We start from the raw sequence: 20448 nt of genomic DNA, 5'->3' as shown, positions 1-20448 counted from the left end.
GCCGCCGGCTCCCGTGGCACTGCCCGCGAATTTCCATGGCTTTCCCTGCGCGTGCGCGCTAGCCCCACAGGCTTCGTACAACAGGGGAACCAAACCATACCATGGCCGGGGGATCGACACGGACCATCCTGATCGCGCTGGGCGCCAATGTCGGCATTGCCGTGGCCAAGTTCGGCGCGGCGGCGCTGACCGGCTCTTCGGCCATGCTGACCGAAGGCGTCCACAGCCTGGTCGATTCGACCAACCAGTTGCTGCTGCTGCACGGACGCACCCGCGCGTCCAAGCCCGCCGACGCGCTGCACCCGTTCGGCTATGGCCGCGAACTCTATTTCTGGAGCTTCATCGTCGCGATCCTGGTCTTCTCGCTGGGGGCCGGTGTCTCGCTTTATGAAGGCGTGCTGCACATGCTCGATCCCGAGCCCGCGACGAGCCCGCTGGTGGCCTTCGCGGTGCTGGGCATCGCCTTCCTGCTCGAAGGGATGTCGACCGTTGCGGCGCTGGGCGATTTCAACCGGGGCCGCAAGGGCACGATCTGGGCGGCGATCCGCGACACCAAGGATGCGCCCACGCTGGTGATCCTGCTTGAGGATTCGGGCGCGCTGGTCGGTCTCGTGGTGGCGGCAACGGGCCTCGGGCTCAGCCTGCTGACCGGCAATCCGATGTGGGACGGGCTGGCCTCGGTGGTGATCGGGCTGGTGCTGGGCGTGCTGGCGATCGTGCTGCTGCTCGAAGCCAAGGGGCTGCTGATCGGCGAGAGCGCCGATCCCCGGCTCGTGGCCGCGATCCGCGATTGCGCGGCGAGCCATGCCGGGGTGGTCCGTGTCAACGAAGTGCTCACCCTGCACAGCGCGCCCACGATGGTGACCGTCATCATCAGCGCCGATTTCGAGGATGCGATCACCGCGCGCGATGTCGAGCGGATCGTCCTCGACATCGAGACACAAGTGGCCGAGCTGTTTCCTGTCGTGGCCCGCGTCTATGTGCGCCCGCGCGACAGTTCGGTCGAGCTGCCGGTGGCGGGGTAAGGCCCCTCTGCCCCTCCACCACCCGCTGCGCGGGCGGTCCCCCTCCCCGCAGAGCGGGGAGGATCTTGATCCTCCCCATGGAATGGGGAGGTGTCAGGCCGCAGGCCTGACGGAGGGGCCTTCAGAGGAGCTTCAGGCGATCACGCCGAACAGGTCGTGGGCATCGGCCTCTTCCACCAGCACATCGACGAAATCGCCGGGGCGCAGGCTTTCGGGCACGTTGCGCAGATAGACCGCGCCGTCGATCTCGGGCGCGTCGGCCTGGCTGCGGCCGGTGGCGCCGATGTCGCCGTCTTCGTCGGGTTCGCCCACTTCGTCGATGATCACGCGGATCGTGCGACCGACCTTGGCGGCCTGACGGGCCGCGCTGATCGCTTCGGTCTTCGCCATGATCCGGGCGAAGCGTTCTTCCTTGACCGCTTCGGGCACCGGATCGGGCAGGTCGTTGGCCGCTGCCCCCTCGACCGGTTCGAAGCGGAAGGCGCCCACGCGGTCGAGCTGGGCTTCATCGAGCCAGTCGAGCAGGTACTGGAAATCTTCTTCGGTCTCGCCGGGGAAGCCGACCACGAAGCTGGAGCGGATGGCAAGGTCGGGGCAGATTTCGCGCCAGGCCTTGATGCGGTCGAGCACTTTGGCCTCGTTGGCCGGCCGCTTCATCGCGCGCAGCACCTTGGGGCTGGCATGCTGGAAGGGAATGTCGAGATAGGGCGTGATCAGCCCCTGCGCCATCAGCGGGATGACCTGGTCGACATGGGGATACGGGTAGACATAGTGCAGGCGCACCCAGGGCACCTGCCCGTCGGGCGTGCGCAGCTGGCCCAGCTCGCGGGCCAGATCGGTCATGTGGGTGCGGACCTTGCGGTCCTTCCACTCGCGTTCCTCGTGGCGCACGTCGACGCCATAGGCCGAAGTGTCCTGGCTGATCACCAGCAGTTCGCGGGTGCCCGCCGCCACCAGCTTTTCGGCCTCGCGCAGCACGGCATCAATGCGGCGGCTGGCAAGCTTGCCGCGCAGGTCGGGGATGATGCAGAACGAGCAGGCGTGGTTGCAGCCCTCGGAAATCTTGAGATAGCCATAGTGGCGCGGGGTCAGCTTGATCCCGCCGGCATCGTCGAGCGCCTGGGGGATCAGGTCGAAATAGGGGCCCATCGAAGGGGGTGCGGCCTCGTGGACGGCCTCGACCACGGCTTCGTACTGGTGCGCGCCGGTCACGGCCAGAACATCGGGGAAGCGGGCGCGGATCGTCTCGGCCTCGTTGCCCATGCACCCGGTCACGATCACGCGGCCATTTTCGGCAATCGCCTCGCCGATCGCGGCCAGGCTTTCCTCCTTGGCCGAATCGAGGAAGCCGCAGGTGTTGACCAGAACGACATCGGCCCCGGCATAGTCGGGGCTCATCGCATAGCCATCGGCGCGCAGGCGGGTGAGGATGCGTTCGGAATCGACGAGCGCCTTGGGACAGCCGAGGCTGACCAGCCCGACGCGCTTGGGCTCGGGGGCGGGGGTGGCGTCGATTTCGCGGGAATCAGGGGGAATGGTGGCCATTGTGGGCGGGCCCATACCCGTAAAAGCGCCTTGCGTCACTATGTGACATGAGAGGGGAGCATGCGAGGGAGGGGGGGCATCCGGGCGGTCATCATCGGGCCTGCGACAAATCGTGACGGGAAAGCGTCGGGTGCCCGTTGATTGTTTTGCGCTTTGCCCGGTGTGGGGCTAGCACGGCGCTAGGTGGATGGACGGGTGTGGCGCGAGGCAGGAAAGACATTCGATGGGTCCGGTGAACTGGTTGGCCGTGGTATTGGCAATGGTGGCAGCGATGGTCGTGCAGGCGGTCTGGTATGGTCCGGTGCTGGGCCGGGCGCGTCTGGCCGAAGTGGGGCCGGGCGGGCTGGGCCTGCGCATCGCGCCCACGCGCACCCTGCTGCTCACGGCGGCGCTCCTGCTGGTGAGCGCGACGATGATGGGCCACATGTTCGCCCGCGTCGGCGCGGCCACGCTGGCGGTCAAGCCCTGGCTCTATTTCATGATGTCGGGCGGGCTGGCCGGGGCCTTTGTCATTCCCGGCTTGTGGATCAGCTATACCCAGCAGCGCATCTCCACCCGTCTGGCGATGATCGACGGCAGCTGCGTGATGCTGTGCTATCTGGCGATGGGGCTGGTGTTCTTCCTGCTCGGCTGAGCCGGAGGGGAGGCTACAGTCTGACCGGCCTTAGAGTCTGACCGGCAGATAGGGCGCCGGATCGCGCGGGACATTGTCGCGGCGCAGCTCGAAATGGAGCGTGGGCTTGCGCGCCTCGCCGCTCTTGCCGATGCGGGCGATGGATTGCCGCGCGGCGACCTGCTGCCCCTGTTTCACATCGATCCGCCCGAGATAGGCATAGGCGGTAACCCAGCCTCGCCCATGGTCGATCACGATCAGCTGGCCAAAGCGCTCGGGCTCGTTGCCCGCGAAGATCACTTTGCCCGCCGCCGAGGCGTGGACGGTCATTCCGGCAAAGGCAGCAAGGTCGATGCCGTTGTTGGCGCGGCTGCTGCCGCGCGGATTGGTCCTGCCGTCCACGGGTGTTCCAAAGCGGGAAATCACGCTGCCCGAAGTCGGCCAGACCAGCCGTGGCGCGCCTGCTTCGCGGGCATGGGCGGGCGCGGGGGCCGGCTCGGGACGGGGCGGGGGGGCGGGGCGCGACGCGGGCCGGGGCAGCCTTTGCGGTGTCGTGCGCGGGCTGGCATGTGTGGGAGGAACCTGCGCGGGAGGAATCTGTGCGGGAGGAATCTGTGCGGACTGGCCCTGTGGAGCCTGGGCCTCCCCGTCACTCTTGTACGGGAGCGCGGGGCGGCGCAGGACTTGCCCGACCGTGATCAGATAGGGCAGCGGCACCTTGTTCTCGGCTGCCAGCGCCGCCATCGGCACGCCCATGCGCCGGGCAATGGACACAAAGGTGTCGCCGCTCTGGACGGTATAGGTCCACGCCACGATCGCGTTGTCGGGCGCGTCCTGCGCAGTTTTGGCGGGTCGCGCCTGAAGCAGGCCGGGCGCGGCGAGCATGAGGCCGACGGGCGAGCAGGCGGCCAGCGCCATGGTAGCGACACTGGCCAGCCTGCGCACCGTCTTGCCCATCGGATCAGTCCAGCCGGATCAGCTTTGCGGAACCAGCCGGGTGATGCCGCCCATGTAGGGGGCGAGCACGGCGGGAATTTCGACACTGCCGTCTTCCTGCTGGTAGTTTTCCAGCACGGCGACCAGCGTGCGCCCGACGGCAAGGCCCGAGCCGTTGAGCGTGTGGACGAACTCGGTGGCCTTCGCGCCTTCGGGGCGATAGCGCGCGTTCATCCGCCGTGCCTGGAAATCGCCGCAGTTCGAGCACGACGAGATCTCGCGATAGGCGCCCTGTCCGGGCAGCCAGACTTCGAGATCATAGGTGATCCGCGCGGTAAAGCCCATGTCGCCCGCGCACAGCAGCATCTTGCGATAGGGCAGGTCGAGCGCCTGAAGCACCGATTCTGCCGCCAGCGTCATCCGCTCGTGCTCGGCCGCCGAATCCTCGGGCGCGCAGATCGTGACCAGCTCGACTTTGTCGAACTGGTGCTGGCGGATGTAGCCGCGCGTGTCGCGCCCGGCAGAGCCCGCTTCCGAGCGGAAGCACGGGGTCAGCGCGGTCAGGCGCATCGGCAGGGCCGTGGCGGGCAGGATTTGCTCGCGCACGGCATTGGTCAGCGAGACTTCGGCGGTGGGGATCAGCCAGCGCCCGTCGGTCGTGCGGAACAGGTCTTCGGCAAACTTGGGAAGCTGGCCGGTGCCGAACACGGCCTCGTCTTTGACCATCAAGGGCGGCGCGCATTCGACATGGCCGTTCACCCCGGTCTGGTGATCGAGCATGAACTGGGCGAGCGCGCGCTGGAGCCGGGCCATCTGGCCGCGCAGGAACGTGAAACGGGCCCCCGCGATCAGCGCGCCGGTTTCGAAATCGAGGCCGAGCGCGGGGCCGATGTCGGCATGTTCACGCGGCGCGAAGGCGAAATTACGCGGGGTGCCCCAGCGCGAAACCTCGACATTGCCCGCTTCGTCCTCGCCCTCGGGCACGATGTCCAGCGGCAGGTTGGGCAGTGCGGCCAGCGCGGCGGCAGCCTGCGCGGAAAGGTCGCGTTCCTCGTCTTCGAGCGCGGGCAGCGTGGTCTTGAGCGTGGCGACTTCGGCCTTGAGCGCCTCGGCGGTGTCCTTGTCGCCCTTGGCCATGGCCGCGCCGATGGCCTTCGAAGCCTCGTTGCGGCGGCTCTGCGCCTCCTGCATGCGGGTGGCCACCTCGCGGCGGCGCGCATCGAGCGCCAGCAGGCTCTCTGAAACAGGAGCCACCCCACGGCGGGCGAGGGCGGCGTCGAAGCTTTCCGGATTGTCGCGGATCAGGCGGATGTCATGCATGGTGTGGCGGCTATGCCCGCAAGCCCGGCCCGATGCAATCAGGCAAGATCATCCACCACCTTTCGCCTCCCGCCCCCCGCCACGCTGCTGACAGGGAGTTGACGGCAGCCGCAAATGCCGCCAATGCGCCGTCTCCCCGCAAGGGGGCGGTTAGCTCAGTTGGTAGAGCATCTCGTTTACACCGAGAGGGTCGGCGGTTCGAGCCCGTCACCGCCCACCATATTCAGGCCACCATTGTTTTGGCCACGATGTCCGGGGCTCCCTCTTATTTCGACAGACGTGTGATCTCCGCTTCGGCGGCTGTTGCGTCGGTGATCAGGCGGCGCAGTTCCTGGGCGGTGTCTTCCAGAAGCGTGGCGCCCAGCGGGCGTTCGCCGCTGATGAAGCGGCGGATGGCGCGCTCGTCGATGCCGATGCGGCGGGCAAAGGCGGTGGGGCCGCCGAAGAGCTGGACGCAATAGGCGAAGTGTTCGCGCTGGGCGGTGGCGGTATCGGTCGTCATGGGGGTCCTCTGATCGTGGGGGCTTACTGGTAGCGCAGCCTGTTTTCGAAGCCTTCGTTCGCCTTGGCCATCTTGGCGATTTTGCGCAGATGGGCGCGGATGTGGCGCTCGGTGCGGCGGTCGTCGTGGATGCCGGTGATCCGGTATTCGTCCTGAGCCAGCAATTGCTTGATCTTCTGGGCCAGCGCGGCCTGATCGCCCTGGCGGGCGGTGGCCATCAGGGCGCGGCAGGCCCATTCTTCGGCGGCGGCAAGGTCGTAGTCGTCGCGGGATTCATAGCCTTTGCGGTCGGCGGCGACCTGATCGCGGGCTGCGGCTTCGATGCGGGCCTCCAGCCATTCGGCCACCTGCTGGCTGTCCCATGGGCGTGGTTCGGCGGTCACTGGCGTCTCCTGTACGGGGGCGGGGTCAGTTGCCGTCGGCATCGACGGCGAAATACATCGTCTTGCCGCGCGATTCCGGGTCCCATCCGGCTTGCAGCGCGGCGCGAATCCCGCGTGAGACGAGCGCGTCGTTGATCTGAAGGCGCCCGCGCGGGAGGCCTTTCATCAGGCGCCGGGGCGGCGGGAATTCCAGCACGGCTTCGCGCTGGGTGTCCTGACGATGCAAGGCAATGGTCATGCCCCGCCAGCCTTGCGCATCCCCCCATGAAGGTTCGCTGCGAAGCGCCCATTCGTAGGGCAGTCCGTCCACGTCGACGATACCGGCTGTCTTGTTGCTCATGGGCATGGCGCCTAGCAGGTCTTGGCGTTCAGGCCACCTGTCGATTGCAGGTTCAGGCCCCGGCGGCCTTGAGCAGGGCGAGAGCTTGCGGGCTGGTCCAGTCGAAGGCGCCGACCACGCGGGCCACTTCGCGGCCTTGCGCATCATAGACGATGGTCGTGGGCAGGACGCCGGTGTCGTAGTGGAACGAGAGGGTGTTCTCGGGATCGAGCAGGGTGGTCACATGGGCCATCGCGTGGCTGGCCCGGAATGCCCTGATCCTGTCGGCGCTCCCCGCGCTGTCCTGCGAAACGGCCAGCACGCGCAAGGCCGTGCCCTTTTGCGCGGCGAGCGCATCGAGCGTGGGCATTTCGGCGACGCAGGGCCCGCACCATGTCGCCCACAGGTTGAGCACGACGGGTTTGCCCTTGAGGCTTTGGTCTGAAACCTTCGCGCCATCCGGCCCGGATTCTGGCCCTGAGAGGGCGAACGAAGGCATGGCCGAGCCCTTGTGGCTGGTGTCGATGGTTCCGGTGGCGGCATTCGGGCCAGTTGCAGGGGTGATTGCGGGAGTCTCTGGCGCGCTCGACGGTTGCGTCGAGGGGCTTGCTTGCCTATCGCACGCAGCCAGCGCAGGGACCAGCAGTGGCAGGGCCAGCGCACCCAGGATCAACTTCAGACAGGGCGGACGAGCGGACATGAGCGGCAATTCGGGCTCCAACCAGATGTGGGGCGGGCGTTTCGCCGCCGGGCCTTCGGCCATCATGCGCGAGATTAACGCCTCGATTCCCTTCGACAAGGCGCTTTGGCGGCAGGACATCGCCGCGTCAAAGGCGCATGTGGCGATGCTGGGCCAGCAGGGCATCGTTTCGCACGAGGACGCGGCGCTGATCGCGCAGGGGCTCGATACCGTCGCGGGCGAATATGAAGCCCATGGCGTGCCCGAGGACTGGGACCTCGAAGACATCCACATGACCACCGAAAACCGTCTGGCCGAGCTGATCGGCCCGGCTGCCGGGCGCCTGCACACCGCGCGCAGCCGCAACGACCAGGTGGCCACCGATTTTCGCCTGTGGGTGCGCGATGCGATGGACCAGATGGATGCCGGGCTGCTGGCGCTCCAGATCGCGCTGGTCACCCGCGCGGGCGAACATGCCGCCAGCATCATGCCCGGCTTCACCCATCTCCAGACCGCCCAGCCCGTCACGCTCGGCCATCACCTGATGGCCTATTACGAGATGATCGCGCGCGACCGCTCGCGCTTTGCCGATGCCCGCGCGCGGATGAACCGCTCGCCGCTGGGCGCCGCCGCGCTGGCCGGAACCGGCTTCCCGATCGACCGCTTCCACACCGCCGCCGCGCTCGGCTTCGACGGGCCGACCGACAACAGCCTCGATTCGGTCTCGGACCGCGACTTCGCGCTCGATTACCTGATGGCCGCCGCGCAGTGCTCGCTCCACCTTTCGCGGCTGGCCGAGGAATTCATCATCTGGGCCAGCCAGCCCTTCGGCTTCGTGACCCTGCCCGACAGTCTTTCGACCGGCAGTTCGATCATGCCGCAGAAGAAGAACCCCGATGCCGCCGAACTGGTGCGCGGCCATTCGGGCCGGATCGTGGGCTGCCTGACCAGCCTGATGATCACCATGAAGGGCCTGCCGCTGGCCTATTCCAAGGACATGCAGGACGACAAGCCGCCGGTCTTCGAGGCGGCCAGCCTGCTCGCGCTCTCGGTCGCGGCGATGACCGGCATGGTCGCCGAAGCGCGCTTCCGCACCGAGCGCATGCGCGGGGCTGCCGAACTGGGCTATGCCACGGCGACGGACCTTGCCGACTGGCTGGTCCGTCAGGCCAATATCCCCTTCCGCGAGGCCCATCACATCACCGGCAGCGCGGTGAAGCTGGCCGAAAGCCGGGGCATCGCGCTCGACCAGCTTTCGCTCGAAGACCTCAAGGCGATCGATACCCGCATCGACGAGCGCGTCTATGCCGCGCTTTCGGTCGAGGCTTCGGTCGCCGCGCGTTGCAGCCATGGCGGAACCGCCCCGGCTGAGGTAAGGAAGCGCGTTGCCCAGGCCCGCGAGGCACTGGGTCTCCATGGTTTTGCTCTTGAGGAGTAATCGCTTGATCCGCCCCCCCGCCTTCATGATCGCCGGCCTGGCCGTGCTTGCTCTCGCCGGATGCGGGAACAAGCGCGAAGTCGTGCCGGGGCCGGGGCGTGGCCTGCCGCCCGCGCCTTATGGCCGCGCGCAGAGCCACGGGGCGGACGAGCTTCTCAAACCCCCGGTCCAGGCCAAACCCCAGCGCAACGTCGAGTTGCGCACCAGGTCCCAGGAGCGCGAGGACGATCCGTTCGATCTTCCGCCCGAGGAATGATGCTTTTTGCCAGTTTGCCCTGAGAGTACCGATGGATCATTTCGAAACCCGTGACGGCGTGCTCCACGCCGAAGATATTGCCCTTCCGGTTCTGGCCGAAGCGGTCGGCACCCCGCTTTATGTCTATTCGCGCGCCACGCTCACGCGCCATGCGCGGGTGTTCCGCGATGCGCTGAAGGTTCTGCCGCGCTTCAAGCTGGCCTTTGCGGTCAAGTCCAACCCCAATCTGGCCGTGCTCAAGGTTCTGGCGGCCGAGGGCTATGGCGCCGATGTCGTCTCGGCGGGCGAGATGGAGCGCGCGCTGGCCGCAGGCATGGCCGCGCAGGACGTGGTCTTTTCGGGCGTGGGCAAGACCCATGCCGAACTGACCCGCGCGCTCGAAGCCGGGATCGGCCAGTTCAACCTCGAAAGCGAGGAAGAAGGCCTCGAACTGGCGGAAATCGCGGTGGCGATGGGCAAGGTCGCTACCTGCGCCCTGCGCGTGAACCCCGATGTCGACGCGGGCACCCATGGCAAGATCTCGACCGGCAAGGCCGAGAACAAGTTCGGCGTGCCGTTCGACCGCGCGGGCGCGATCTATGCCCGCCTAGCACAAGTGCCGGGGCTGGCCATGCGCGGCCTTACGCTCCACATCGGCAGCCAGCTTTCCAGCCTCGATCCGCTCGAAGCGGCCTTCACCAAGATCGGCACGCTGCTGGCCGCGATCCGGGCCGAGGGGCACAGCGTCACCCACATCGATTTCGGCGGCGGCGTGGGCGTGCCCTACAAGGCCGGCGAGGTGTTCCCCCAGCCCGAAGCCTATGCCGCGATGGTCGCGCGCGTGTCGAAGGACTGGGACATTACCGCCATGTTCGAGCCGGGCCGCGTGATCACCGGCAATACCGGCGTGCTGATGACCCGCGTGGTCCGCGTCAAGGAAGGCGTGGGCGCGCCGTGGGTGGTCGTCGATGCGGCGATGAACGATCTGGCGCGTCCGGCGCTCTACGATGCCTGGCACGATTTTGCCGCGGTTTCCCCTTCGGGCGAAACGATGGTCGCCAATATCGTCGGCCCGATCTGCGAATCGAGCGATACCTTCGCGATGAACCGCACGATCGACACCGTCGCGCGCGGCGATCTGGCGGTGTTCCGCACGGCGGGCGCCTATGGCGCGACGATGGCCAATACCTACAACTCGCGCCCGCTGGTGCCCGAGGTCATGGTCGATGGCGACAAGTGGGCGATCGTGGCCGAGCGGATCGAACCGGCGACGATTCTGGCCGCCGAGCGCGTGCCGGAATGGCTGGCTTGAAGCAACTGGCCTGAACGCCTGATATGAAACTCCCCGCCTTGCCCCTGTTCCATCGCATCGCCGGTCATCCGGTGATCGTGCTGGGCGCGGGCGAGGCGGCCATGGCCAAGCGGCGGCTGGTCGAGCGGGCCGGGGGCATCGTCTACGATGATCTGGCGCAAGGGCTCGATGCCGGCGCGCGGCTGGCCTTTGTCGCCCACGATGATCCGCAGGCCTGCGCAGGCGATGCGGCGCGGGCGCGGGCAGGGGGCGCGCTGGTCAATGTCGTCGACCAGCCTGCCCAATGCGATTTCACCACGCCCTCGCTGATCGACCGCAATCCCGTGCTGATCGCGGTGGGGACGGGCGGGGCTTCGGCGGGGCTGGCCAAGCATGTCCGGCTGCGGCTCGAACGGGTTCTGCCGCAAGGGCTGGGCACGCTTGCACGGGCGCTGTTTGCCGCGCGCGGGGCCTTGCGCGCGCGCTGGCCCGATGCGGCCGAGCGCCGCCGTGCGCTCGACCATGCGCTGGGCGAGGGGGGCGCGCTCGATCCGATGGTCGCCCACGACGACGAGGCGGTGACCCGCTGGCTCGAAGGTGGCGCGCGCGACGGGGAATCGGGCTTCCACACGATCACCTTGCGCTCCGAGGATCCCGAAGACCTCACCTTGCGCGAGGCACGCCTGCTGGGCATGGCCGATGTGCTGGTCGCCGGGGCCGATGTGCCGCCCGCGATCCTTGCCCGCGCCCGCGCCGACGCGCGGCGCGTGCGCGAGAATGAGGGCGGTCTTGAAGGCCTTGTCGTCGCTCTGGTCCGCCCGGAAGGCGGATAAGCCCTTTCAGGACAGGCGGAAATTCATCCAGCAACTGGCCACGGGCGCCACGCGGTTGTCGTGCCAGGCCTCGACCCGGACATTGGCGACGCGCCGCCCGGCGCGCAGCACCTGCCCTTGCGCGAAGACGGGCCGGGGCATGCCATTGCGCAGGAACTCGACCGAGATGTTGATCGGCTTCATCGCCTGAACGGCGCCGCGCGCCTCCAGCTCGGCGGCGAGTGCGGCAAATCCGGCCATTTCGAGCAGGCCGCCGATGGCCCCGCCATGGAAATAGCCGGGCCGCCCTTCGGCGCGCGGGGAAAAGTCCATGGTCAGGACCGGCGCGCCTTGCGGGGTTTCGGCCAGTTCGGCCCGTTCGGAAAATTCGGAAGGCTCGATCAGGGCCATGCCCATCGCCAGGGCATAGGGCGGAAGGACAAAGGGGTGGTGCAGCGGGGTCATTCACCCTCTCCCGTGCTCATGAAGATGGCCGTGGCATGGGCCAGCGGATCGGCGATGTCGCCATCGTGGGCAAGCGCGCGCACGAAGCTGAGGTCGCCGCGCACCTGATAGCATTCGGCCCGCGCCACCACCGCGCGGCCCGGCACCGCCGCGCGCACATAGTCGATCCGCAAGTCGAGCGTGACTTGGGGGACGAAGCGCCCCCGCCGCGTCCAGATCGCCATGGCAGTGGCCGTGTCGAACAGCGAGATCACCGGCCCGGAGGCCAGCACGTCCATCTGGCCGAACCCGACGAGATCCTCGCGCCAGGGAAGCACGGCCTCGAACCAGTCGGGCCCGTGGCCGCCATAGGCAAGGTCGAGGAAGCCGGGATGGCCCAGCTTGCCCATCAGCTTTCCGGCGAGAACGGGATCGAAGGGGCCGTCGATCCGCCAGGTCTCGGGCGAGAGGGCAGATGTGATCGGTTCGGGTGAGGGCTGGTCGCTCATGGCCGCTCCTTGGCTTGGAATCAGAGGACACCCCCGGCCAGCGAATCGATCGCGGCCTGGAGGATCAGGGCGGCGGCGTGCGAATCGATGCGCTCGGCACGCTTGGCGCGGCTGAAATCCTGTTCGATCATCGCGCGTTCGGCGGCCTGCGTCGACCAGCGTTCGTCCCACATCAGGATCGGCAGGTCCAGGTCGGCCAGATTGCGGGCCATGGCGCGGGCCGACTGGCTGCGCGGGCTCGGGCTGCCGTCCATGTTGAGCGGCAGGCCGATGACCAGTGCCTTGACCGCGCGTTCGGCGATGATCTGGGCGATCTGGGCCTTGTCCTGCGCAAACTTGCGCCGGATGATGGTCTTGCCTGCCGTGGCAAAGCGCCAGCCCGCATCGCACAGCGCCACGCCGATGGTCTTGGTGCCGGGGTCGAGCCCCATCAGGACACCGCCCATCGGCAGGGCGGCACGCAGGTCGGCAGTACTTTGGGTAATCATGAGGTGGCAGTCATCCGCGTATGGGGTGTCTTGTCAGGTCATCAGCTGTTGTTCGGGGCGTGCAGGCGCAGCCAGGCGTGATGGCGGCGGGTTACGTCGGCACGCAGATTGGCCCAGAACAGCGGAATATCATAGACGTGATAGGCATTGCCGGGGAGCACGAACTGTCCGACCGTCGGCGGCGGGCCGACCAGCAGGAGCCCGCGCGCGGTGCAGCGGGCCGGGACGATGCCGGGCGCCAGCGGCCCGGCGCGTTCGGTATCGGGGTCGCGGCCATCGGGCAGGAGCGTTCCCAGATTGGCCGAGGCCGGCATCGGCGCGGTGCCGGGGCGCCCGCTGAGCGGGTTGGTGCAGAGCAGGGCCTCGCCGTCGAAAGATTCACCATTTTCGCCATGGCCGGGGCCTTCGAACGGCACCGTCGGCAAGGCGGAGAGCAGCAGGTCGGGCCGCGCCGGTTCGGCAAAGCTCATCCATCCGGCAAGGCAGCCGGTCGAATCGGGGGCGGCACAGGCGGGCAGGCCCAGCGCCGGGGGGCCGCGCCGCGCCGAGACCGGCCAGCCGATGACATAGGCGGCCACCAGACGCCGGGCGAGCGGGGTGGCCCGCACCCTGTCGCGCAGCAGCCGGGCGACATAGAGCGCGCCCTGGCTGTGTCCGGCCAGAATGATCGGCTGGTCTGCGGGCAGCGCGGCAAGGAAGGCGCTGAAGGCCGCGCGGATATCGGCATAGGCCAGATCGATCGCCTGATCGCGCGCGGGGCCATGGGTCAGGAAGGCGCCAAGCGCGGCCTGCCGGTAGTGCGGCACCCAGACCGGACCGGCATCGTTGAAGGCGCTGGCCGTGGCTGCGACCAGCAGGTCGGCGCGGCGGCGCGAATCGATGTCGTCGAGCGGCGCATTCCAGTGATCGCGCCCGAGGAACGTGGTGGAATGGACGAAGAACACCGCCGCTTCGCCCGGCGCGGTGTCCCGGTCGGCCCGTTGCGCGCCGGGGGGCTGCCATTGCGCGGGGTTGCCGGGCCGGTCGGGCCGGGCAATCCACAGCGCGGGATCGGCATAGCTGCGCGCGGTCAGCGCGGGGAGGGGCTCGAAGCCATGGGTGGGCGCAAAGGCCATGCGCGAGAGCTGCACGGGAAAGAGCGTGATCACGGCGAACCAGAGCCCTGCCAGAAACACGAAGAGCACGGCGGCCTGGATGACCCGTTTGGCGCTCATGGCGTGATCGCTCCGCTGCGGCTCATGCAGGGCCGGGAAATTCGCCGTCAGGCAATTCGTCGCCGGGGAAGGCTTCGTCCGCCTCGTCGCGGGGGGCCCTGCTGCCGTTGCGTTCGGCCTGGCGTTCGAGCGCGATCTTGATCATCGCCACGATCGGATCGGCCAGCGCCAGCCCGAGGATGCCGAACAGCACCCCGAAGATCAGCTGCGCGCCCAGCACCAGCGCCGGGGCGAGGTCGGCGGTCTTCTTGGCGACCATCGGCACGATCACATTGCCATCGACCGTCTGCACCACGAGATAGACGATGATGCAGTAGATCCCCATGTCGGTCCCGCCCGAAAAGCCGACCAGAACCATCATCAGCCCCGAGAGCGGCGCCCCGATATTGGGCAGGAACACCAGCAGCCCGGTCATGATGCCCAGCAGCGCCGACATCGGCACGCCGTAGACCGCCAGCAGAATCCAGGTCGCCACGCCCTCGGTCACCATGCCGATCATCCGCCCGAACAGCAGCATGCGCAACGCCTTGCCCATGCGCTGGAGCGTGACCTTGAGGTGCGGCCGGGTGTCGAGCGGGAACATCCAGGCCAGGCCCCGCCGGTAGATGTCGGGTTCGAGCGCGAAATAGATGCCCAGGATCACGATCAGGAAGAACGTGGTAACCCCGCCGAACAGCCCGCCCAGCGCATGGGTCACCGGCCCGACCCCGCCGATCACCTGCTCGGCGATCTTCGAATAGTCGGACGGGCCGACATGAACCCCATGCGCCTGGAACCAGGTCAGCGCGCGCTGGCCTTGCGCCGCGAGGATATGGGGGAACTGGGCGGCCTGACTGGTGATCTGGCTCCCCGCGAAGGCGGCCAGCCAGACCAGAAAACCGACCCCGCCCAGCAGCACGAGCGCGATCCGCACAACGCGCGGGCCGGGGATGACCCGGCCCAGCAGGCGCTGTCCGCCCTCGATCAGCGAGGCGAAGACCACCCCGCCGAAGATCACCAGCAGCGGCTGGGCGAGGAACACCGCCAGCACGATGAGCCCGGCAATGCCCAGCCAGATGAACGCCTTGCGCGCCTCAAGCCGGACGGCATTGTCGGCAATGTCGGTGGGGCCGGGGACGAAAGCCTTGGTGCGGGGCTTTTTGGGGGAGGCAGCATCGGACATGAACAGGCAGAACCCCCTGAAATGGTGCCGGAACGGCGCCAGAATGATGATCAGGAAACGGGCTGGATGGCGGCCTGTTCCGGGCGCAATGTCGTCCAACTGCGGCCCCCGCGCAAGGCATGCCACCAGGTCAGCGGATTCCACGTTTCGCTGCCATCGAGCGAGACGGTCACGAATTCGGCGCGCCCGCCCACGTCCGAGAGCGGCACCGGTCCGCCCAGCCCCTTGAGGGCCAGCGGTTCGCGGCTGTCGGCCGAATGGTCGCGGTTGTCGCCCATCAGGAAGACATGGCCCGCCGGAACGGTGACTTCGGGATAGTCGTCGAGCGGCTGCTGCTTGTGGTCGATCACGCGATAGGTCGCGCCATTGGGCAGGGTCTCGCGAAAGATCGGCAGTTCGCAGAAATCGTGGCCGGTCGCGTCGCGAAAGCGCAGGCCGGGAAAATCAGCCGGATCGCACGGCTCGTTGGCATCGACCCGCAAATCGAGCGGCGGCTCGACCACTTGCGGCACGGGCTTGCCATTGAGGATGATCTGCCCATGGACCACCGCGATGCGGTCGCCGGGCAGGGCCACCACGCGCTTGATATAGTCTTCGTTGCTGCCGCGCGGCACGACGATCACGATGTCGCCATAGCGCGGTGTCCCCGGCCAGACCCGCGCGGGCGAGCGGGGCAGGACATGGAACGAGGGCGAAACCCACGACCAGCCATAGGGATACTTGCTCACCACCAGCCGGTCGCCGACCAGCAGGTTGGGCATCATCGACATCGAGGGAATGTAGAACGGCTTGGCGATCAGGCTGTGGAAGACCAGCACGGCCAGCAGCATGGCCACCAGCCCGCGCAGTTCGGCCCACCAGTCCACCCCGCTCACTTCTTCGCGCATGTCCCCGCGCGAGGGGGCCGAGGCGGTGCTCATGCGTGGCCTCCCGCAGGCAGGCCTCCCGCAGGCAGGATCGTGTGCGCGGGTGCCGCGGGCAGGGGTGTCGGGAGCAGGGGGCGGGCCTCGATCACCACGAAGGCCTGCGCCCACGGGTGGTCGTCGGTCATCGACAGGTGGATCACGGCCTCGTGGCCCGGCGGGGTCATCGCGGCAAGGCGCGCGGCGGCGCCCCCGTCCAGCGCCAGTGTCGGCGCGCCCGACGGCGCGTTGACGACGCCGATGTCCTTCATGAACACGCCCTGGGCAAAGCCGGTGCCCAGCGCCTTGGAGCAGGCCTCCTTGGCGGCGAACCGCTTGGCCAGCGTGCCCGCGCGGGTGAACGGGCGGGCCTGTGCGCGGTCCTGTTCGGCCGGGGTGAACACGCGCTCCACAAAGCGTTCGCCATAGCGTTCGAGCGAGTTGGCGATGCGCTCGATATTGCACAAGTCGGAACCGAGGCCGATGATCACGGGACTGACATTTCCTTGATCGGGAAGCAAAAAATCGATTAGCGGACTTCGTCCATCAACGTGCGCATCCGCTGGACAGCGGATTCCAGACCCACGAAGATCGCCTCGCCGATCAGGTAATGCCCGATGTTGAGTTCGGCCAGTTGCGGAATGGCGGCCACCGGCTGGACATTGTCATACGTCAGCCCGTGCCCGGCATGGGGCTCGATCCCGTTCTTGGCGGCAAGCGCGGCCATGTCGGTCAGGCGCTTGAGTTCCACCGCGCGGGCATCGCCTTGCGCATGGGCATATTCGCCGGTGTGCAGTTCGACCACCGGCGCGCCCAGCTTCATCGCGGCCTCGATCTGCCGCGCCTCGGGGGCGATGAACAGGCTCACGCGGATGCCCGCATCGCTCAGGCGCGCCACGATCGGGGCAAGGCGGTTGTGCTGCCCGGCCGCATCGAGCCCGCCCTCGGTCGTGCGCTCCTCGCGCCGCTCGGGCACGATGCAGCAGGCATGCGGCTGGTGGCGCAGCGCGATGGCGAGCATTTCCTCGGTCGCGGCCATTTCGAGGTTCAGCGGCAGGTTGGTCGCCGCCTGGATGCGCGCCAGATCCTCGTCGCGGATATGGCGACGGTCTTCGCGCAAGTGGGCGGTGATGCCATCGCCCCCCACCGCGGCCACGATCTGCGCCGCGCGGACGGGATCGGGATGATCCCCCCCGCGCGCATTGCGGATCGTGGCGACGTGGTCGATATTGACTCCCAGCCTGAGCCGGGGCGGGGCAAACAGTTCGCTCACGGAAGCGCTTTCTGTAGTGTCGAAGGTTTCCCGAAAGACCGGGCCAGATGTGATCAAGGCTGGGCGCGGCTGCCCGGCTTGATCGCGGGCGTGGCGGCCAGCTCGGGCGGCAGCTCGTCGGCGGCATACGTGGGGAAGTTGAGCGAGACGAGCGGATAGAACGGCACGCCCAGATCGACGGCCCCCGCGCTGCGGTCGACCAGCGCGGCTTCGGCCACGACGACCCCGCCGGCTTCCTCGACAGCCTTGATCGCCTCGCGGCTCGACAGGCCGGTGGTCACCACGTCCTCGACCATCAGCACCTTTTCGCCCGGATTGAGCGAGAAGCCGCGACGCAGCTCGAACGTGCCGGTCGGGCGTTCGACGAACACGGCCTCGACACCCAGCGCGCGGCCCATTTCATGGCCGATGATCACCCCGCCCATGGCCGGGGCGACGACCTTGGAAATCTGCTGGCGCAAGTCGCGCGGAAGCTTGGCAGCCAGCGCCATGGCCAGTCGCGAGGCACGCATCGGGTCCATCAGCACGCGCGCGCACTGGAGGTAGTGGGCCGAATGGCGCCCCGACGAGAGCAGGAAATGCCCTTCAAGCAGCGCCTGGCTGGCGCGGAATTCGGAAAGGATGTCTTCTTCCTGCATGGTCTTGGTTCGCGGTCCTGCTTGTCTCGTCAAAGGGCGCGCCTGCCAGACGGCAGGGCACCCGGTTCCCGTTTGCCATGGGCGTTCGGGTCGCAGGGGGCAAGGATTTTTCGCCTTTTTCGTGTGCATCCGAACCGGTCTTTTCCCCGTCAAAGCTTCTCTCCATGCGCGTAGAGGTCCGACTTGTGAGGGGGGGCAGGGGGGCGTATACCCTGTGGGTAACGGGGAAAACGATAATCAGTGCGCGCGGACCCCGGCTCAACCGGCGTGCACGTGGGGAAGAGCGGAACACACGACGATGATGCCAATCGCACTCGTCCGCCATGCGGGCACGCTGTTTGGGGCCAATCGGTTTCGGGCCACCGGGTTAAGGGCCGCCGGGTTAAAAACCGGCGGCCATCTCCTGGCCAGTCTGGCCGGCGCCATCGGCGCCATGGCTCCCGCGCTGGCACAGGCTGCGGCAACATATGTGCCGATGAAGCCGATGCCGGGAAAAGGCCAGCCGGTTCCGGGCGGTTACACCTTTCAGGACCAGTATTCACCGATCGGGCAGGAAGCTCTCAGGATGCACGATTACGTGCTGCTGCCGGTGATCACGGCGATCGTGCTGCTGGTGCTGATCCTGCTCATCGTCGTCATGGCCCGGTTCAACCGCCGCGCCAATCCGGTTCCCTCGCGCACCAGCCACAACACCGTGATCGAGGTCGTGTGGACACTGGCCCCGGTGCTGATCCTCCTGGCGATCGTGGTGCCCTCGATTCGCCTGCTTGCCCACCAGTACCAACCGGCCCCCAAGGGCGCGCTGACCGTCAAGGTGACTGGCTATCAGTGGTATTGGGGCTATACGTACCCCGACAACGGCGGGTTCGAGGTGATCTCGAACATGCTCGAACCGGCCGAGGCGGTCAGGCGTGGCGAACAGCCGCAACTGGGCGCCGACAACCGGATGGTCGTGCCCGCCGGGGTTCCCATTCGCCTGCAAACCACCGGGGCCGATGTGATCCACTCGTTCGCGGTGCCCTCGCTGTGGTTCAAGCTCGATGCCGTACCCGGCCGTATCAATGAAAAGGTTCTGATGATCAACAAGCCTGGCGTCTATTACGGCCAATGCTCCGAACTGTGCGGCGCCCGCCACGGTTATATGCCCATCGCGGTCGAAGCCGTGCCCTTGCCCGTGTTCGAGGCCTGGGTGAAGAGCCAGGGCGGCACGCCTGCCTCCCTGCCGACGCCCGCCGTCTGAACGCGATACGGAAAAACAGGATAGACCGTCATGGCCACCTTTCCCGCCGATCATGAACACTTTGACGCCCACCACGAGGTGGCGTCTCACCACGGGCACGATCACAAGCCCGGCTTCTTCGCCCGCTGGTTCATGTCCACCAACCACAAGGACATCGGCACGCTCTACCTGATCTTCGCGATCTTCGCGGGGGTCGTGGGCGGCGGCATCTCGGGCGTGATGCGCGCCGAACTGGCCGAGCCGGGGATCCAGTACCTCGGCTGGTGGACGAGCCTCGTGGGCGGCGATGGCGCCGATCTCAACCAGGCGCTCCACATGTGGAACGTGCTGATCACCGCGCACGGGCTGATCATGGTGTTCTTCATGGTCATGCCCGCGATCATCGGAGGCTTTGGCAACTGGTTCGTGCCGATCATGATCGGCGCGCCCGACATGGCCTTCCCGCGCATGAACAACATCTCGTTCTGGCTGACCTTCTGCGGCTTCTGTTCGCTGATGATCTCGCCGTTCGTGCCGGGCGGCACTGGCCATGGCGCGGGAACGGGGTGGACGGTCTATGCCCCGCTCTCGACGACCGGTTCTCCCGGCCCAGCGGTCGATTTCGCGATCTTCGCGCTCCATCTGGCGGGCGCAGGCTCGATTCTGGGCGCGATCAACTTCATCACCACCATCTTCAACATGCGCGCACCGGGCATGACGCTGCACAAGATGCCGCTGTTCGTGTGGTCGGTGCTGGTCACCGCCTTCCTGCTGCTGCTCTCGCTGCCCGTGCTGGCGGCGGCGATCACCATGCTGCTGACCGACCGCAACTTCGGCACGACCTTCTTCGATCCGGCGGGCGGCGGCGACCCGATCCTCTACCAGCACCTGTTCTGGTTCTTCGGGCACCCGGAAGTCTATGTCATGATCCTGCCGGGCTTCGGCATCATCAGCCAGATCATCTCGACGTTCTCGAAAAAGCCGGTCTTCGGCTATCTGGGCATGGCCTATGCGATGGTGGCCATCGGCCTCGTCGGCTTCGTCGTCTGGGCCCACCACATGTACACCACCGGCCTCGACGTGAACACGAAGATGTACTTCACGCTGGCGACCATGATCATCGCGGTGCCCACCGGCATCAAGATCTTCTCGTGGATCGCCACGATGTGGGGCGGCTCGATCGAGTTCAAGTCGCCCATGGTCTGGGCCATCGGTTTCATCTTCCTGTTCACCGTGGGCGGGGTGACCGGGGTCGTGCTCGCCAATGGCGGCATCGACGACAATCTTCAGGATGGCTACTACGTCGTCGCGCACTTCCACTATGTGCTCTCGCTCGGCGCCGTCACCTCGCTGTTCGCCGGGTTTTTCTATTGGTTCCCCAAGATGAGCGGGCGCATGCACTCCGAGCTGCTCAGCCATATCCAGTTCTGGGTGTTCTTCGTGGGCGTGAACATGATCTTCTTCCCCATGCACTTTCTGGGCGTGCAGGGGATGCCGCGCC

General features: G+C 67.4%; 24 protein-coding genes and 1 tRNA gene (1 of these 25 running past the window's edge). 9 read left to right on the top strand and 16 right to left on the bottom strand.

The window, feature by feature from the left end; translation table 11 throughout:
* Positions 1 to 101: 101 nt before the first annotated feature.
* Positions 102 to 1025 (top strand): cation diffusion facilitator family transporter, encoded by a 924-nt coding sequence (locus tag SBI20_RS09495; RefSeq protein ID WP_317974799.1) that lies wholly within the window; start codon positions 102 to 104, stop codon positions 1023 to 1025.
* Between the two features lie 132 nt (positions 1026 to 1157).
* Here the strand turns inward: SBI20_RS09495 and rimO are convergent, their stop codons facing one another.
* A complete protein-coding gene (rimO, locus tag SBI20_RS09490; protein ID WP_317974798.1) occupies positions 1158 to 2570 on the bottom strand; it encodes a 30S ribosomal protein S12 methylthiotransferase RimO in 1413 nt (470 codons plus the stop codon).
* 259 nt (positions 2571 to 2829) lie between these two features.
* Here rimO and SBI20_RS09485 point away from each other — a divergent pair, with 259 nt between their 5' ends.
* Positions 2830 to 3204 (top strand): DUF1761 domain-containing protein, encoded by a 375-nt coding sequence (locus SBI20_RS09485; protein WP_411911557.1) that lies wholly within the window; start codon positions 2830 to 2832, stop codon positions 3202 to 3204.
* A gap of 30 nt (positions 3205 to 3234) precedes the next feature.
* Here the strand turns inward: SBI20_RS09485 and SBI20_RS09480 are convergent, their stop codons facing one another.
* On the bottom strand, positions 3235 to 4140 hold the full coding sequence (locus SBI20_RS09480; protein WP_317974797.1) for a M23 family metallopeptidase: 906 nt from the start codon (positions 4138 to 4140) through the stop codon (positions 3235 to 3237).
* Positions 4141 to 4158: 18 nt separating this feature from the next.
* Positions 4159 to 5439, bottom strand: coding sequence for a serine--tRNA ligase (gene serS, locus SBI20_RS09475; protein WP_317974796.1), 1281 nt, complete (start codon positions 5437 to 5439; stop codon positions 4159 to 4161).
* Between the two features lie 144 nt (positions 5440 to 5583).
* On the opposite strand from serS, the gene SBI20_RS09470 reads away from it, so the two are divergent.
* A tRNA-Val gene (locus tag SBI20_RS09470) sits at positions 5584 to 5659 on the top strand.
* A 45-nt stretch (positions 5660 to 5704) separates the two neighbouring features.
* Here SBI20_RS09470 and SBI20_RS09465 read toward each other — a convergent pair.
* From SBI20_RS09465 to SBI20_RS09450, 4 genes are read right to left on the bottom strand one after another with little or no spacing between them, the layout of a single operon-like run.
* A complete protein-coding gene (locus SBI20_RS09465) occupies positions 5705 to 5941 on the bottom strand; it encodes a hypothetical protein (protein WP_317974795.1) in 237 nt (78 codons plus the stop codon).
* Between the two features lie 23 nt (positions 5942 to 5964).
* A complete protein-coding gene (locus SBI20_RS09460) occupies positions 5965 to 6324 on the bottom strand; it encodes a hypothetical protein (protein WP_317974794.1) in 360 nt (119 codons plus the stop codon).
* A gap of 25 nt (positions 6325 to 6349) precedes the next feature.
* Positions 6350 to 6670 (bottom strand): hypothetical protein, encoded by a 321-nt coding sequence (locus SBI20_RS09455; protein ID WP_411911513.1) that lies wholly within the window; start codon positions 6668 to 6670, stop codon positions 6350 to 6352.
* A gap of 46 nt (positions 6671 to 6716) precedes the next feature.
* Positions 6717 to 7142, bottom strand: coding sequence for a TlpA family protein disulfide reductase (locus SBI20_RS09450; RefSeq protein ID WP_317974792.1), 426 nt, complete (start codon positions 7140 to 7142; stop codon positions 6717 to 6719).
* Positions 7143 to 7368: 226 nt separating this feature from the next.
* On the opposite strand from SBI20_RS09450, the gene argH reads away from it, so the two are divergent.
* Genes argH through SBI20_RS09430 form a run of 4 tightly spaced genes read left to right on the top strand, consistent with a single transcriptional unit; the run spans position 7369 to position 11119 of the window.
* Positions 7369 to 8760, top strand: a complete 1392-nt coding sequence (argH, locus tag SBI20_RS09445; protein WP_317976095.1) for an argininosuccinate lyase — start codon at positions 7369 to 7371, stop codon at positions 8758 to 8760.
* A gap of 4 nt (positions 8761 to 8764) precedes the next feature.
* Entirely contained in the window at positions 8765 to 9016 is a 252-nt protein-coding gene (locus SBI20_RS09440; RefSeq protein WP_411911512.1) for a hypothetical protein, read from the top strand.
* A gap of 31 nt (positions 9017 to 9047) precedes the next feature.
* A complete protein-coding gene (lysA, locus tag SBI20_RS09435; protein WP_317974791.1) occupies positions 9048 to 10307 on the top strand; it encodes a diaminopimelate decarboxylase in 1260 nt (419 codons plus the stop codon).
* A 23-nt stretch (positions 10308 to 10330) separates the two neighbouring features.
* Positions 10331 to 11119, top strand: coding sequence for a precorrin-2 dehydrogenase/sirohydrochlorin ferrochelatase family protein (locus SBI20_RS09430; protein WP_317974790.1), 789 nt, complete (start codon positions 10331 to 10333; stop codon positions 11117 to 11119).
* Between the two features lie 6 nt (positions 11120 to 11125).
* Here SBI20_RS09430 and SBI20_RS09425 read toward each other — a convergent pair whose 3' ends face one another.
* From SBI20_RS09425 to pyrE, 9 genes are read right to left on the bottom strand one after another with little or no spacing between them, the layout of a single operon-like run.
* Positions 11126 to 11563 carry a PaaI family thioesterase gene (locus SBI20_RS09425; RefSeq protein ID WP_317974789.1) on the bottom strand — a complete coding sequence of 146 codons (438 nt, stop codon included), beginning with the start codon at positions 11561 to 11563 and terminating at the stop codon, positions 11126 to 11128.
* On the bottom strand, positions 11560 to 12051 hold the full coding sequence (locus SBI20_RS09420) for a PaaI family thioesterase (protein WP_317974788.1): 492 nt from the start codon (positions 12049 to 12051) through the stop codon (positions 11560 to 11562). Before SBI20_RS09420 ends, SBI20_RS09425 begins: the two co-directional genes overlap by 4 nt.
* Before the next feature lie 20 nt (positions 12052 to 12071).
* Positions 12072 to 12539: a Holliday junction resolvase RuvX gene (gene ruvX / locus SBI20_RS09415; RefSeq protein ID WP_317974787.1), complete on the bottom strand. Its 468-nt coding sequence runs from the start codon at positions 12537 to 12539 to the stop codon at positions 12072 to 12074.
* A 41-nt stretch (positions 12540 to 12580) separates the two neighbouring features.
* Complete coding sequence (locus tag SBI20_RS09410; RefSeq protein WP_317974786.1) at positions 12581 to 13753, bottom strand: DUF3089 domain-containing protein; 1173 nt, start codon at positions 13751 to 13753, stop codon at positions 12581 to 12583.
* Between the two features lie 22 nt (positions 13754 to 13775).
* Positions 13776 to 14915, bottom strand: coding sequence for an AI-2E family transporter (locus tag SBI20_RS09405; protein WP_317974785.1), 1140 nt, complete (start codon positions 14913 to 14915; stop codon positions 13776 to 13778).
* Positions 14916 to 14965: 50 nt separating this feature from the next.
* Complete coding sequence (gene lepB / locus SBI20_RS09400) at positions 14966 to 15835, bottom strand: signal peptidase I (protein ID WP_317974784.1); 870 nt, start codon at positions 15833 to 15835, stop codon at positions 14966 to 14968.
* The gene (acpS, locus tag SBI20_RS09395; protein ID WP_317974783.1) at positions 15832 to 16308 is read right to left on the bottom strand and encodes a holo-ACP synthase; all 477 of its coding nucleotides are present in this window, start codon (positions 16306 to 16308) and stop codon (positions 15832 to 15834) included. The genes lepB and acpS overlap by 4 nt, the downstream gene beginning before the upstream one ends.
* 38 nt (positions 16309 to 16346) lie before the next feature.
* Positions 16347 to 17090 (bottom strand): pyridoxine 5'-phosphate synthase, encoded by a 744-nt coding sequence (locus SBI20_RS09390; RefSeq protein ID WP_317974782.1) that lies wholly within the window; start codon positions 17088 to 17090, stop codon positions 16347 to 16349.
* A 53-nt stretch (positions 17091 to 17143) separates the two neighbouring features.
* Complete coding sequence (gene pyrE, locus SBI20_RS09385; RefSeq protein ID WP_317974781.1) at positions 17144 to 17728, bottom strand: orotate phosphoribosyltransferase; 585 nt, start codon at positions 17726 to 17728, stop codon at positions 17144 to 17146.
* Positions 17729 to 18029: 301 nt separating this feature from the next.
* Between pyrE and coxB the strand changes: the two genes are divergently transcribed.
* Together coxB and ctaD are read left to right on the top strand one after the other, a co-directional pair.
* The gene (gene coxB / locus SBI20_RS09380; RefSeq protein ID WP_411911556.1) at positions 18030 to 18968 is read left to right on the top strand and encodes a cytochrome c oxidase subunit II; all 939 of its coding nucleotides are present in this window, start codon (positions 18030 to 18032) and stop codon (positions 18966 to 18968) included.
* A 30-nt stretch (positions 18969 to 18998) separates the two neighbouring features.
* Positions 18999 to 20448: the 5' portion of a cytochrome c oxidase subunit I gene (gene ctaD / locus SBI20_RS09375; RefSeq protein WP_317974779.1), read on the top strand. 245 nt of this gene lie beyond the right edge of the window; only the first 1450 of its 1695 coding nucleotides appear in the window; the start codon lies at positions 18999 to 19001; its stop codon lies off the right edge, out of view.

This window comes from Novosphingobium sp. IK01, from assembly GCF_033242265.1.
GTDB classification, from domain to species: Bacteria; Pseudomonadota; Alphaproteobacteria; order Sphingomonadales; family Sphingomonadaceae; genus Novosphingobium; species Novosphingobium pituita.
The sequence above is the reverse complement of the archived record's forward strand: the minus strand, read 5'-3'. Positions and strand labels throughout refer to the sequence as shown.